Origin of the sequence: Streptomyces sp. ALI-76-A, from assembly GCF_030287445.1 — a bacterium.
Lineage (GTDB): Bacteria > Actinomycetota > Actinomycetes > Streptomycetales > Streptomycetaceae > Streptomyces.
In genome coordinates this window covers 978068-991336 of sequence record NZ_JASVWB010000004.1, presented here as the reverse complement: position 1 = coordinate 991336, position 13269 = coordinate 978068, and the positions used below count along the sequence as shown (strand labels likewise).

Sequence of the window (13269 nt, the reverse complement as noted above, 5' to 3'; positions counted from 1 at the left end):
GGTCGCGGCCCCTTCCGGCCCGGTCACACGCGTGCCGGCCGGCTTCCCCGTTGGCTTCCCGCTGAAGGTGAACCGATGACCAACACGACCGTCGACGACGCCATCGAGACCGGCACGGTCCAGGTGAACGACGAGATACAGCTCGCCTACGAGCGACGCGGTTCCGGTCCCGACGTCGTCCTCGTGAACAACTTCTTCATGGACCGCAAGTCCTGGCGCTCGTACACCGCGAACCTGGCCTCGGTGGCCCGGCTGACCTCGTACGACCTGCGCGGCCAGGGCGACTCGAGTCCGCAGCGCGGCGAGCCGGAGTGGGCAGACCACATCACCGATCTGAAGGCCCTGTTCGACGCCCTGGGCCTGGAGAAGGCGTTCCTGGTGGGCACGTCGTTCTCCACGCTGATCTGCCGGGACTTCGCGGTGGCCCACCCGGAGCGGGTGCACGGTCTGGTGCTGGCCGGACCGGCGATGAGCCCGCACGGACCGCAGCGCCTGCGCCGGATCACCAAGTCCTGGCTGAAGACGCTCGACACCTCGGGTCTGGGCGTGCTGTACGACCAGCTGTACCCGCTGGTCTCGGGCGACCAGGCCGTGGAGACGGCGGGACCCATCGGGTTCATGGGCCGCAAGCAGAACTTCCTCGGGATCCACACCGTGGAGTCCCTGCGGGCCGGGCTCGCGGTGTCGGTGAAGGCGCCGCTCGCCCCCGCGATCATCGCGGAGATACGGCAGCCGACCCTGATGTTCGTGGGCGGCGACGATTTCTCCCTGAGCCAGCACGCGGTGGAGGAGATGGAGAAGCTGCTCCCGGACGTCACCACGGTCACCGTGCCGCACGGCGGGCACCTGGCGTTCCTGGAGGAGCCCGAGTGGTTCCAACGCGAGGTCGTGTCGTTCCTCAGGCGGGTGGCCGGGACGGGTGACTGAGCAGTTCCTGGCGGGGCCCCCGGACGAGTGGTCGCTCGGGGGCCCCGGCCGTGCGCAGCGGATCGTGCTGGAGGCCGTTCCCGTCGACCCGCCGGGCATGGTCGCCGAGCAGCACCGGGCCGGGCTGCGCGCGGTCCGCGCCGCGCTCCGGCGCGCGGGCAGCCCGGTGACGACGGTGGGACACCGGCCCGGCGGTACCCCGTTGGTGTGTCCGGGCGGGTTCGCCGCTTCGCTCACGCACACCACCGAACTCGCGGTCGCCGCCGTGGCGCCGGGCGTTCGCGCGATCGGGGTCGATCTGGAAGCGAGGTTCCCCGAGCCACGGCTGCACAGGTTCCTGCTGGACGAGTCCGAACGGGACCTGCTCTGGCACGGCGACCGGGCCGGCCTGCGCAGGCTGTTCGCCGCCAAGGAAGCCGCCTTCAAGGCGCTGTCCGACTGCGGCCGGGCGCACGGCGGGCTGTTCTGGCGCGTACGCCTGCGCCGGCACGAGGACCGGCTCTGGGCCCGCGCGGGCGACCAGTACGCGCTGATCCGGGACGTCGTCGTACCGGCGTTCGCTTTCGCGGTGGCCGTGCGCGTCGACAGTCCGCCCGCGCCGCTGCCCCGTCTGTTCGAGTCCGGAACGACCGCCGCCATGGCCGCAGGCCGGAGCGCGCCATAACCAGAAGTTTGGCTATCCCAAAAAACCAGGTCTTGGACTTCTGGCCGCAAGGTCAAGAACATGAATGGCGTGGCGACCGTGCCGTTGACTTCCCCCGCCGGCGGCACTGTCGTCCCCCTGCGAAAGGAACGGACCGTGACCCCACCGCTCGAACCCCGCACCGTGCGGGCGGACCTGAGCGTAGCCGTCGGGAAGCTGGCCGGGCGCGTCAGCGGCCCGCTGTTCACCGTCGACGACGACGGGTACGACGAGGAGCGCATCCGGTACCAGACCTTCCGGCCGCACCGCCCGGCCCTCGTCCTCGGCGCCGCCGACGCCGAGGACGTCAGGCTCGCGGTGGAGTTCGCGGCGGCGCACGACCTGCCGGTGGGTGTGCAGGCGACCGGCCACTCCCCCGCCCTGCCCGCCGAGACCGGCGTGCTCGTCAGCACGCGCCGCATGACCGACGTGCGGATCGACCCGGCGGCCCGGACCGCCCGCCTGGGTGCGGGCGTCAGCTGGCAGCAGGTGGTCGAGGCCGCCGCGCCGCACGGCCTGGCCCCGCTCAGCGGCAGCGCTCCGCACGTGGGAGCGGTCGCCTACACCCTCGGCGGCGGACTGGGCCTGCTCGCCCGGAAATTCGGCTACGCCGCCGACCACGTCCACCGCGTCGAGTGCGTCACCGCGGACGGCCGGCTGCGCGACATCACCGCGGACGGCGAGTCCGACCTGTTCTGGGCCCTGCGCGGCGGCCGGGACAACTTCGGCATCGTCACCTCCCTGGAGGTCGGCCTCGTCCCGGTCCGGCACCTGTACGGCGGCGGTCTGTACTTCGACGGTGCCTCCGCCGAGGACCTCCTCAACGCCTATGTGCGCTGGACCGAGACGGCCCCCGAGGAGATGACCTCCTCCCTCGCGCTCGTGCCCCTGCCCGACCTGCCGTCGCTGCCCCCGCCCCTGCGCGGCCGGTACGTGGTGCATGTGCGCATCGCCTTCCTCGGCGACCCCGCCACCGGGGAGCGCCTGATCGCTCCGCTGCGGGCGCTCGGGCCCCGGCTGGCCGACTCGGTACGCGTCCTGCCGTACACGGAGTCCGGCTCGATCCACAACGACCCGGTCCCGCCCGCGGCCTACGTCGGGACCAACGCCATGCTGAGCGACCTGGACGAGGAAACGGTCCGCACTGTGGTGGCCCTGACCGGTCCCGGCGCTCCCCGCACCAGCATCGTGGAGGTGCGCCACCTCGGCGGCGCCCTCGCGCGGGCCCCTCGGGAGGCCAACTGCGTCGGCAACCGCGAGGCCCGCTACCTCCTCGCGGTCCTCGACCGGGTCACCCCCGAGGACGCCGAGGCGGTCCGGGCGGCGCACACCCGGGTCACCGACGCGCTCGCCCCGCTCACCACGGGCCGCTCCCTGAACTTCCTGTACGGCGCGAACGCCACCCCCGACCAGGTCCGCACGGCCTACGCGCCCGACGACTACCGACGGCTGCGCCGGCTCAAGGCGGCGTACGACCGCGGAAACCTCTTCCGGCTCAACCACAACATCCCGCCGGCCGAGGCCGGCGATCCCCAGTAGCCGGACCCTCGACCGACCGCTCGGAGAGCAGAAGGAACGACATGGAAAAGAAATGGTGGACCCTGTTGGGGGTGTGCGGCGGGACGTTCATGCTCCTGCTGGACACCACCATCGTGTACGTCGTCATGCCCGACGTGCAGCGGGACCTCGATGCCAGTTTCGCGGACCTGCAGTGGGTGATCGACGGATATGCGCTGGCCCTCGCCGCCCTCCTGTTGACGAGCGGCACGCTCGCCGACCGGTTCGGCCGCAAGCGCCTCTATGCGATCGGCGTGGGCCTGTTCACCCTGGCCTCCCTGCTGTGCGGCGTGGCGCAGTCCCCGATGATGCTGATCCTGTCCCGAGTTCTGCAGGGCATGGGTGGCTCGGTGATGTTCGCCACCGGTCTCGCCCTGCTGGCGGGCAGCTTCCAGGGCAAGGAGCGCGGCACGGCGTTCGGCGTGTGGGGCATGGTCACCGGTCTGGCCTCCGCGATCGGCCCGGTGGCCGGGGGTCTCATCTCCAACGGCATCAGCTGGCGCGGCATCTTCCTGATCAACGTGCCGATCGGCGTCGTCGTGGCCCTGATCATCGCGCTGCGCGTCGACGAGTCCAGGTCCCCCTTCGCCCGGCGGCTGGACTGGCCCGGCTTCATCCTGCTCACGGGCGGCCTCGCCACCCTGATCTACGGGCTCATCCGCGCCGGTGAGACCGAGTGGAGCAACTCGGGCGCGGTGACCGGCCTGGCCCTGGGCAGCGCGCTGCTGCTCGCGTTCCTCGTCGTCGAGGCCCGGTCCGAGCAGCCGATGTTCGACCTCAAGCTGTTCCGCATCCCCACCTTCGTCGGTGGTTCCATCGCGGCCTTCGCCATGAACGGGTCGCTGTTCGCGATGTTCCTCTTCCTGGCCATCTACTTCCAGGAGGCTCTGCAGTACTCCTCCCTGGAGACCGGTCTTCGGCTGCTCACCGCCTCCCTGTCGATGCTGGCGGCCTCCCTCATCGCGGGCAGGCTCAGTGCCAAGATCCAGCCCCGCTACCTCATCGGGGTCGGCCTGCTCGTGGTCGGTGCCGCGCTGCTGCTGATGGGCGGGGTCACCGAGTCCACCGGCTGGACGCACTTCATCCCCGGTCTGGTGCTGGGCGGCATCGGCGCCGGTCTGGTGAACCCACCGCTGGCCTCCACCGCCGTGGGCGTCGTGGACTTCTCCCGCTCGGGCATGGCCTCGGGTGTGAACGGCACTTTCCGTCAGCTCGGCGTGAGCGCGGGCGTGGCGGTCCTCGGCTCCACCTTCGCCGTCATCATCGGCGACCGTTTCCGCGACGGGCTGGGCAGCACCCCCGAGCTGGCGGGTCGCAGCGACCAGTTCGCCGCGCTGACCCGGGCCGGGGAGATCGACCAGGCGGTGCGGCTGGCCCCCGGGCAGTACCAGGACAAGGTCGAGCAGCTGGCCACGGCCGGCTTCGTGGACGGCCTCAACACCCTGTTGACCGTCTCCGCCTCGCTGGCCCTGGTCGGCGGTGTGCTGTCCCTGCTGCTGATCCGTCCCGCGGACTTCGAGGCCGCCCAGGCGCCGAAGGCCCCGGCGGCGGACGCGCGCGGCCAGTCCCCGGTGGCCGCGGAGAGCTGAGAGAACACACGGTGCCCCGTCGGCACCGGCCTCAGGACGGATCCGACGGGGCAGCACGGGAGAGGGGCCGCCGATTGCCGGTGACCCCTCTCCCTTTCCGTCCCCGCCGGCGGCTACCCGGCGGCCGCCCTGCTCATCGAGACCACCCCGTCCTCGGGTCGGGGGTCACCGAAGGACTGACGGCAGTGCAGCAACAGCTCCTGCAGCGCCGGGCTCTTGGTCGGCGCGGAGATCAACGCCAGCAGTGCGGGCACGTCGGCGTCGGTGATGGGCACGGTCCGCAGCCCCTCGCAGTGGGCGATCATCGATTCGGAGAGCACGGCGACCCCGAGTCCGCGTTCGGCCAGGTTGATCACGGCCCCGGGGGCGCTCGCCTGTAGGGCGATGGTCGGGTTCAGGCCACGGGCGGCGGAGGTTTGGTCGAGCACCGCCCGGATGCCGGTGCCCTTGGGCAGGCAGATGATCGGGTAGGCGTTCAGCTCGGCGAGCGTGATCCCGGCGCGTCCGGCCAGCGAGTGGCCGGGCGGCACCGCGGCGACGATCGGCTCGCTGACGATCTGCCAGCCGTCCAGGTCCTCCGGCGGCCGGTTGGCCGCGCCGATCAGCGCCAGGTCGACGCTGCCGTCGCGGACGTACTCGACGAGCTTGTCGGAGTCGTCCTCGACGAGGCTGATCTCGACACCGGGATGGGCGAGATGGAAACCGGACAGCGCGTCGAACAGCGGTGTGATGGTGCACGCGGTGACCATGCCCACGACGAGCTTGCCGCGGACGAGCCCGTTCATCTCGTCGACGGCGTGCCGCAGCGACTCCATCGCCGCCAGCACCGACTTCGCATGGTCGAGCACCACTTCGCCGACCGTGGTCAGCGCGGCACTGCGGCCGGAGCGGTCGATGAGCGTCGCCCCGAGATCATTTTCAAGCTGGCGAATCTGGGCACTGATTCCGGGCTGGCTGATGTGCACCAGCTCCGCGGCCCTGGTGAAGTTCCCTTCTTGGGCGACGGCAAGGAAGTACTTCAACTGCCTAATCTCCATAACCAGAAATTATAGTCCCGATATGAATGAGTGATTGGACTTACTCTCGGCCAACGATGGAAAATTGCCACGCTGGTACCCGGACCGCACGAAAGGATGACAGTGTCCGAGAACGAGAAGGCCATGAAGCCAGAGGACCTCACCCGCCTCTTCGTCGAGCGCGCCAACGCCGGTGACGCCGCCGGCCTCGCCGCGCTGTACGAGGAAGAGGCCGTCATGGCCTACCCGCCGGGCAGTGTGACGGTGGGGCGCGAGGCCATCCGGCAACTGTGGGAGAAGGTGCTGACCAACGCGCCGCGCTTCGAGCCGGAGGAGCCGCTTCCGACGCTGGTCTGCGGGGACATCGCGCTCACCTCGACCCCGCCCAAGGACGGAGCCGGCGCCCGTGCGCAGGTGGTCCGCCGCCAGGCCGACGGCAGCTGGCTGCGCATCATCGACCAGCCGGAGTTCCGGACGCCCGGGAACTGAGACACCTCTCGGTTCCGACCCTTCGAGCCTGGGCGCCACCGGCCGTGACGGTCGAAAACCGGCGCCCCAGGCGCGGCCGGGCACCGATCCGGTGCCCGGCGTTCCCGCTCGTGGCCGAATACGTGCGGTGATCCATTATTCCAGATGGTCGAGACCTGCCCGAAAAAGCATCGCCGCCCGCCGAGCGGATTTGACCACTCACGCAGGCGCCACCAGCACACATTGACGTCTCGGCTGCAACCGATACTATGCACGGCGAGATTCGGGGCCAAAACGGGGGGCTCTTCACGTGGCACGCAATGTACGCGATTCAATGACCGCAGAACGGCAGCGGTTTCGTTCCATGCCCGGACCCTCCTCCCCCGGCACGCCCAGCCCGCGATGCGACATCGCCGCGGCGCATTCTCGGCGGCCGGGCTTTCCCATGCTCCCCTCCTGTCGCATCGACGGGGCCGCCCGCGATCGGTGACCGCTCCCGGGAGACCGTTCAGGGGACGCCCGGTACTGCGAAGCCCGCTTCCTACCGAAGCTCGCTCCCGACGGTGCCCCCAATGCTGTGACACGCGCGTCACTCTCACCTCTGTCTGCCCTAAACAACGTAGCGTTGAAGAAGGAGATTGAGAATGGCTGTGGCTGAATCCAGGGTGGTCCGCCTCACCACGCCCGCAATATGTGAATCAGCCGAACTGTGGAACGCCCAGGCGGACCGCCTGCCGGTTGTGCAAGTGGCAATCGACTCATTGTCGACCGAGAATTCGCCACGCATTTCCGGAGAGAACGAGGAACACGTCCGACAACTCGCCCAGTCCGTTTCCCCGCTGCCGCCGATCATCGTCCAGCGCACCACCCTTCGCGTCATCGACGGCGTCCACCGCGTGCGGGCGGCCCGGCTCAACGGCCAGACGCACATCGACGTCCAGTTCTTCGACGGCGACGACAAAGAAGCGTTTCTGCTGGCGGTGGAGCGCAACGCCCACCACGGTCTGCCCCTGACGCGTGCCGACCGCAACGCCGCCGCGCTGCGCATCATCCGCTCCCACCCGGACTGGTCGGACCGTATGATCGCCGCCACCACGGGTCTGTCTCCGAAGACCGTCGGCTCCATCCGCAGGCGTTCGAGTGATGCACTTCCTCAGTTGAACGCCCGCATCGGCCGCGACGGCCGCTCCCGCCTCGTCGACAACACCGAGCGGCGCCGGCTCGCGGGAGAGTACGCCCTCGCCCACCCGAACGCGACACTGCGGGAGATCGCCAGAGAGAGCGGACTGTCCCTGGCCACCGCCCGTGACGTGCGGGACCGAATACGGAAGGGCGCCGACCTCACGCTGCCGAAGCGGCAGCAGCCCGAGCAGGCACCCCGGAAGACCACCGAGAACTCCCCCCACCGCGTCGCCGCCTTGACGCTGCCGGAGACGCTGCTCCTGCTGAAGCGGGACCCGTCGGTCCGGCTCACCGAGCACGGACGGTTCCTGTTGCGCCTGCTGGACACCCACGCGCTGGCCAACAGCCGGTGGGAGGAACTGGTCGACCAGGTCCCGCCGCACTGCGCCGCCAACGTCGCGGCGGCTGCCCGCGAGTGCGCCGCGTCCTGGCGGCAGGCGGCACAACAGCTGGAGGAACGGGCTCGTGCGGCCGACGCGCATACGCGGTCGGAATTCCATCGACCCCGTCGCCTGACAGCGGCGTCCGATGGGTTCACCCGCACACCGCACACTGCCGAATCGCGGCCCTCGTAGAAATCACAGGATTTCCCTATGCTCACCGCATGACCATTCTTGTGACCGGAGCCACCGGTAAGACAGGCCGCCATGTGGTGCGGGAACTGCTGGCCGAAGGAGCCGATGTGCGGGTACTGACCCGCCATCCGGAAAAAGCCGACCTTCCGCCCGGGGTGACCGTTGTGAAAGGCGATCTGACGACACCGGAGAATGTTTCCGCAGCACTTGACGGAGTGGACCGGGCTTTTCTTTTCCCGGTACTGCACGCCATTCCGGAATTCGCCGAGGCGGCGAAACGCGCCGGGGTGGGCAGGGTGGTCCTCTTCACCGGTGCCTGGGCCGCGGGGCACAACGAGCGGGACCGCGGCTCCTGGGTCTACCCGCGGTACCGTGCGGCCGAGGCGGCCCTGGCGGGCAGCGGGCCGGCCGAGTGGACGGTGCTGCGGCCGGCTCCGTTCGCGACCAACGCGCTGTGGTGGGCCCCGTCGGTCCGGGCGGAGGGCGTGGTCCGGCTGCCACACCCGGACGCCGTCTGCCCGATCATCCACGAGGCCGACCTGGCCGCGACAGTGGTGCGCGCGCTCCTGTCGGACGACCGCCACGGCGCGCACTACACCGTCACCGGTCCGGCCGCCGTCACCCAGGCCGAGCAGGTCGCCGCGATCGGCGAGGCGATCGGTCGGACCTTGCGCGTCGAGCGGATCGAGCCCGAGCAGTGGCGATCGGAGGCGGAGCGGTTCCTGCGCCCGGGCATCGCCGGCGACCTGCTGCGCGAGTGGTCCGAGACCGAGCGGGACCCCGCCACCGCCCTGCCGGTGCTGCCGACCGTGCAGGAACTGACCGGCAGGCCGGCCCGCACCTTCGCCCAGTGGGCCGCCGACCACGCCCACGACTTCGCCTGAACCCGCCCCCCGCCCGAAGGGACCGTCATGGAGTACACCCACCTCGGCCGGAGCGGTCTGCGCGTCTCCCGGCTCTGCCTCGGCACCATGAACTTCGGCGTGCACACCGAGGAGGCCGAGGCCCACCGCATCCTGGACGCCGCCCTCGAAGCGGGCATCAACTTCGTGGACACGGCGGACCTGTACGGCTGGCCCGAGCAGCCCGGCCTGACGGAGACCGTCATCGGCAACTGGCTCGCCCGGGGCGGCGGCCGCCGCGAGCGGGTCGTGCTGGCGACGAAGGTGTACTCGGACATGGGCGACCGGCCCAACGAGGGCGGGCTCTCCGCGCTTCACATCCGCCGGGCGGTCGACGCCAGCCTCCGGCGGCTGCGCACCGACCACATCGACCTCTACCAGATGCACCACGTGGACCGGGAAACCCCGTGGGAGGAGATCTGGCAGGCGATGGAGGTCCTGGTCGCCCAGGGGAAGATCACCTACGTCGGGTCCAGCAACTTCGCCGGCTGGCACCTCGCCCAGGCCCAGGAGTCCGCACGCGCCCGCCACTTCCTCGGTCTGGTCAGCGAGCAATCCCACTACAACCTCCTGGAGCGCACGGTCGAGCTGGAGGTCGTGCCGGCCGCCCGCCGCTACGGCATCGGCCTGCTGCCGTGGTCCCCGCTGCACAGCGGGCTGCTCGGCGGCGTGCTGCACGAGGAGCGCCGCGGGATCCGTCGGACGGTGGCCCGGGCCGCCGCCGCGCTGCGGACGCGGCGCGCGCAGATCCAGGAGTACGAGGACTTCGCCGCCGACCTCGGTCAGGAGCCGGGGCACGTCGCGCTCGCCTGGCTGCTCGCCAACCCGGCCGTCACCGCGCCCGTGGTAGGGCCTCGAACGCTGGAGCAGCTGCACAGCGCCGTCGCGGCCCTGGACGTGACGCTGGAGCCGAAGGCCCTGACCCGGCTCGACGAGATCTTCCCCGGTCACCGGCCGGCCCCCGAGGACTACGCCTGGTGAGACCGAACGTCCACCGCGCAACGCTCCGTCGGGGCGTCGCGTGATCCCCCGTGTCGTCCCGTCCCGTCCCGTCCCGTTCCGCACCGCCGGCACAGTCCGGTCAGCAGCCGCTGCGACCCCAAGGAGTGCCATGCCCCGCCGCCTGTTCACCTCGGAGTCCGTGACCGAGGGCCACCCCGACAAGATGGCCGACCGCATCAGCGACACGGTCCTCGACGCCTTGCTGGCGCAGGACCCGCGGTCGCGGGTCGCCGTGGAGACGCTGCTCACCACCGGCCAGGTGCACGTGGCCGGGGAGGTCACCACGTCGGCGTACGCGGACATCCCGCAGCTGGTCCGCGAGGCGGTGCTCGACATCGGCTACGACTCGTCCCTGAAGGGCTTCGACGGCGCGTCCTGCGGTGTCTCGGTGGCCATCGGCGCCCAGTCCCCCGACATCGCCCGCGGTGTGGACGCGGCGGATCCGGACGCCGACCCGCTGGCCGCCCAGGGCGCCGGCGACCAGGGTCTGATGTTCGGGTACGCGACCGACGAGACGCCGGAGCTGATGCCGCTGCCCATCCGGCTCGCGCACCGGCTGGCCCACCGGCTCACGCAGGTGCGCCGCGCCGGCCTCCTGCCGTTCCTGCGCCCCGACGGCAAGACCCAGGTCACCATCGAGTACGACGGCGACCGCGCGGTGCGGCTGGACACCGTGGTCGTCTCCGCGCAGCACGCCGCGGATGTCGACCTGGAGGACCTGCTCCTGCCGGAGGTCCGCCGGCACGTCGTCGACCACGAGCTGGCGCGGCTGGCCGGTGACGGCATCGAACTCGACACCGCCGGCTGCCGCCTGCTGGTCAACCCCACCGGCCGGTTCCACATCGGTGGTCCGATGGGCGACGCGGGCCTGACCGGCCGGAAGATCATCATCGACACGTACGGAGGCATGGCCCGCCACGGCGGCGGCGCCTTCTCCGGCAAGGATCCCTCCAAGGTGGACCGTTCGGCGGCCTACGCCACGCGCTGGGTCGCGAAGAACGTCGTCGCCGCCGGGCTGGCCGCCCGCTGCGAGGTCCAGGTCGCCTACGCCATCGGCAAGGCGGAGCCGGTCGGCCTGTTCGTCGAGACCTTCGGCACGCACACGGTCGGCCCCGACACGATCGGGAAGGCGATCGACGAGGTCTTCGACCTTCGCCCGGCGGCGATCATCCGCGACCTGGACCTGCTGCGCCCGATCTACGCGCAGACCGCCGCGTACGGCCACTTCGGCCGCGAGCTGCCCGACTTCACCTGGGAGCGCACCGACCGGGCCGCCGCCCTGCGTGCGGTGGCCGGGCTCTGACGCGCGCGTCAGAGCCTCCGAGTCGCCCGGGGCGAGGCCGGCATGGGTCGGTCTCGCCCCGGCGCCGTAGGGCCCGGTCGTACGCGGTGCCTCCGGCCGGCCGGGACGGCTTCGTGACCGCTTCCGCGCGTCCCGCCGGCGCCGTGTGACCCGGCTCCGCAGCCCGGGACCCGGTCAGCCGCCTGCCGCTGGATCGCGGGCGATGTCGGCCAGGGCCGCCGTGGCACGGTCGTACAGGCCCGCACCGAACGTGACCCGGGAGACGCCCAGCCACCCCAGTTCGGCGAAGTCCGGCCCGTCGGGCCGGAAGAGGGCGTTGAGCGGGGTGCGGACCGCTTCGGCGAGATCGGGCAGCAGGTGGACGGGGGCGAGGATCGGGTAGACCACGTCCGCGCCGGCCTCGGTGTAGAGGAGACCTCGACGGATCGTCTCCTCCACGCCCCGGTCGCCGTGCAGGAAGGTGTCCACCCGGGCGTTGACGACCAGCCGGTCACCGGCGGCGACGGTGACCTCCGCCAGCCAGTCGGCGTGCCGGTGGGCGTCCTTGAGGGTGCCGGAGCGGTGATCGGTGTCCTCGAGGTTGCAGCCGACGGCGCCCATGGTGAGCAGGCGGTCGACGATCTCCCCGGGCGGCAGCCCGTACCCGTCCTCGATGTCCACGGTCACCGGGACACCTACGGCGCGCACGATCCGGGTGAGGGCGTCGAACATCTCGTCGGCCGGGATGTCGCCTCCGTCCTGGTACCCCAGGACCGCTGTGACGGCGGCACTGGAGGTGGCGAGGGCACGGTGTCCGGCGTCCGCGAACGCACGGGCGCTCACCACGTCCCACACGTTGGGAATGACCAGCGGGTCCGCGCGCTCGGGCCGGTCGTGCAGGGCGCGGAAGGCCTCGGCCTCGGTGCGGGTTCGGGTCGACATGGCTTACCTCCGGGAGTCGGCGGTGACGGGAGCAGGGGCGCGTAACGCTCGGCGAGCAGTTCGGCGAGGTCCGGTGCCGACGGCCTTCACCCGCGGGGCGCGGGCGGTCGCAGAGCGCTCGTGATGTCGGCGGGGCGCACGTCGCGCGTTCCGCCCACGGATGCGGTGGCGTCCTCGCCGGTCGGTTCGGCGTGGACGCCGCCGGGGGTGGGTGCCCAGTGCCGCATGCGCCTCGAAGGAGCCGGTGAGCTCCTGGGCGATGGCGTCGAACCACCGGGTCGCGAGCCCGCTCGGCGCCGTGACGCTGCTGCCGTGCACGGAATCGCGCAAGGCTTCGGCCACGGGGGCGGCGGGCCGTTCCCGCGAGGGTGACGTGCGTGCGTGGGCGGACGGGCGCTGCGGGACGGACACGCGTCGCCGGCATGCCCCGGCGACACAGATCTCCGAGTGCGTACTGCTCAAGATCACTCCCCGCCAGGATGCCGGGACGGAACAGAAGGCGCGGTCGCGAGCCTGACGGGCGTGGTGGCGGGGGCCGGGGTGAGTCGGGTGGACACCCTCCAGGCCCGCGCCGACCGGAAGGGCGATCGAGAGGTAGTCGTCGCCGTCCCGGACGCGGTCCAGGTAGGGACCGGTCGGAGCGGGGTCCATGGCGAGCACGATCGTGCCGGGCCGCATCCGGCGCTCCAGCGCGGCGAGCGCGACCAGCGATGCCTCCGGACGGCAGTCGAACAGCACGAGATCGACGGGGTCGGGTGCGGCCTCCGGTGCGGGGCCGAGTTCGTGCAGGTCGGCGCCGCGGACCTCGGCCCAGCCGATGAGCCCGGCCGCGGCCAGTCGGGCCCGGGCCGCGGCGGCCCTGCGCGGGTCGGGCACGTATCCGACGACGTGTCCGGTGCCGTTGGCCCTGGGCCCGGCGGCGAGCTGGTCCAACGTACCCGGCGCGGCGCCGCCGAACGCCACGACGCGGGCCGGGCGCATGGAGCGGACCAGGGAGTACAACAGCCGGCCGACCTCGGGGGTGACGGGTTCGCCGGGACACTCCGCGCGCCGGGCCCAGAAGGTGGACGAACCCGTCCGCGTCGATGGTGGCCCGGACCCCGGTGTGGAGCCAGCCGTCGATCACCGGGTGTCCGCTGCGCCAG

Annotated in this window: 12 protein-coding genes; 9 read left to right on the top strand and 3 right to left on the bottom strand. The window is 71.6% G+C overall.

Annotation, left to right across the window (positions count from 1 at the left end; all coding sequences use genetic code 11):
• Positions 1-75 precede the first annotated feature (75 nt).
• The 4 genes from QQS16_RS40460 (at position 76) to QQS16_RS40445 (ending at position 4755) form a co-directional block, all read left to right on the top strand.
• Positions 76-927, top strand: a complete 852-nt coding sequence (locus QQS16_RS40460) for an alpha/beta fold hydrolase (RefSeq protein WP_286067644.1) — start codon at positions 76-78, stop codon at positions 925-927.
• Positions 920-1591, top strand: coding sequence for a 4'-phosphopantetheinyl transferase superfamily protein (locus tag QQS16_RS40455; RefSeq protein WP_286067643.1), 672 nt, complete (start codon positions 920-922; stop codon positions 1589-1591). Before QQS16_RS40460 ends, QQS16_RS40455 begins: the two co-directional genes overlap by 8 nt.
• Before the next feature lie 135 nt (positions 1592-1726).
• Positions 1727-3148 carry an FAD-binding oxidoreductase gene (locus tag QQS16_RS40450; protein WP_286067642.1) on the top strand — a complete coding sequence of 474 codons (1422 nt, stop codon included), beginning with the start codon at positions 1727-1729 and terminating at the stop codon, positions 3146-3148.
• Positions 3149-3189: 41 nt separating this feature from the next.
• Positions 3190-4755, top strand: coding sequence for an MFS transporter (locus QQS16_RS40445; protein WP_286067641.1), 1566 nt, complete (start codon positions 3190-3192; stop codon positions 4753-4755).
• A gap of 113 nt (positions 4756-4868) precedes the next feature.
• Here the strand turns inward: QQS16_RS40445 and QQS16_RS40440 are convergent, their stop codons facing one another.
• A complete protein-coding gene (locus QQS16_RS40440) occupies positions 4869-5792 on the bottom strand; it encodes a LysR family transcriptional regulator (RefSeq protein WP_286067640.1) in 924 nt (307 codons plus the stop codon).
• Between the two features lie 102 nt (positions 5793-5894).
• On the opposite strand from QQS16_RS40440, the gene QQS16_RS40435 reads away from it, so the two are divergent.
• From QQS16_RS40435 to metK, 5 genes are all read left to right on the top strand, one after another.
• A complete protein-coding gene (locus QQS16_RS40435; RefSeq protein WP_286067638.1) occupies positions 5895-6260 on the top strand; it encodes a YybH family protein in 366 nt (121 codons plus the stop codon).
• 623 nt (positions 6261-6883) lie between these two features.
• The gene (locus QQS16_RS40430; RefSeq protein ID WP_286067637.1) at positions 6884-7996 is read left to right on the top strand and encodes a ParB N-terminal domain-containing protein; all 1113 of its coding nucleotides are present in this window, start codon (positions 6884-6886) and stop codon (positions 7994-7996) included.
• Between the two features lie 29 nt (positions 7997-8025).
• On the top strand, positions 8026-8880 hold the full coding sequence (locus QQS16_RS40425) for an SDR family oxidoreductase (protein ID WP_286067636.1): 855 nt from the start codon (positions 8026-8028) through the stop codon (positions 8878-8880).
• A 27-nt stretch (positions 8881-8907) separates the two neighbouring features.
• Positions 8908-9879 (top strand): aldo/keto reductase, encoded by a 972-nt coding sequence (locus QQS16_RS40420; protein ID WP_286067634.1) that lies wholly within the window; start codon positions 8908-8910, stop codon positions 9877-9879.
• A gap of 130 nt (positions 9880-10009) precedes the next feature.
• The gene (gene metK / locus QQS16_RS40415; RefSeq protein ID WP_286067633.1) at positions 10010-11203 is read left to right on the top strand and encodes a methionine adenosyltransferase; all 1194 of its coding nucleotides are present in this window, start codon (positions 10010-10012) and stop codon (positions 11201-11203) included.
• A gap of 174 nt (positions 11204-11377) precedes the next feature.
• Here the strand turns inward: metK and QQS16_RS40410 are convergent, their stop codons facing one another.
• Together QQS16_RS40410 and QQS16_RS40405 are read right to left on the bottom strand one after the other, a co-directional pair.
• A complete protein-coding gene (locus QQS16_RS40410; RefSeq protein WP_286067632.1) occupies positions 11378-12124 on the bottom strand; it encodes an isocitrate lyase/PEP mutase family protein in 747 nt (248 codons plus the stop codon).
• Positions 12125-12127: 3 nt separating this feature from the next.
• Positions 12128-13126 (bottom strand): O-methyltransferase, encoded by a 999-nt coding sequence (locus tag QQS16_RS40405; protein WP_286067630.1) that lies wholly within the window; start codon positions 13124-13126, stop codon positions 12128-12130.
• Positions 13127-13269 lie beyond the last annotated feature (143 nt).

Excerpts from the sequence above, each read along its gene's own strand:
- QQS16_RS40460 (WP_286067644.1), top strand. The coding sequence starts at position 76 with ATGACCAACACGACCGTCGACGACGCCATCGAGACCGGCACGGTCCAG.
- QQS16_RS40445 (WP_286067641.1), top strand. The coding sequence starts at position 3,190 with ATGGAAAAGAAATGGTGGACCCTGTTGGGGGTGTGCGGCGGGACGTTC.
- QQS16_RS40440 (WP_286067640.1), bottom strand. The coding sequence starts at position 5,792 with ATGGAGATTAGGCAGTTGAAGTACTTCCTTGCCGTCGCCCAAGAAGGG.
- QQS16_RS40430 (WP_286067637.1), top strand. The coding sequence starts at position 6,884 with ATGGCTGTGGCTGAATCCAGGGTGGTCCGCCTCACCACGCCCGCAATA.
- QQS16_RS40425 (WP_286067636.1), top strand. The coding sequence starts at position 8,026 with ATGACCATTCTTGTGACCGGAGCCACCGGTAAGACAGGCCGCCATGTG.
- QQS16_RS40420 (WP_286067634.1), top strand. The coding sequence starts at position 8,908 with ATGGAGTACACCCACCTCGGCCGGAGCGGTCTGCGCGTCTCCCGGCTC.
- metK (WP_286067633.1), top strand. The coding sequence starts at position 10,010 with ATGCCCCGCCGCCTGTTCACCTCGGAGTCCGTGACCGAGGGCCACCCC.
- QQS16_RS40410 (WP_286067632.1), bottom strand. The coding sequence starts at position 12,124 with ATGTCGACCCGAACCCGCACCGAGGCCGAGGCCTTCCGCGCCCTGCAC.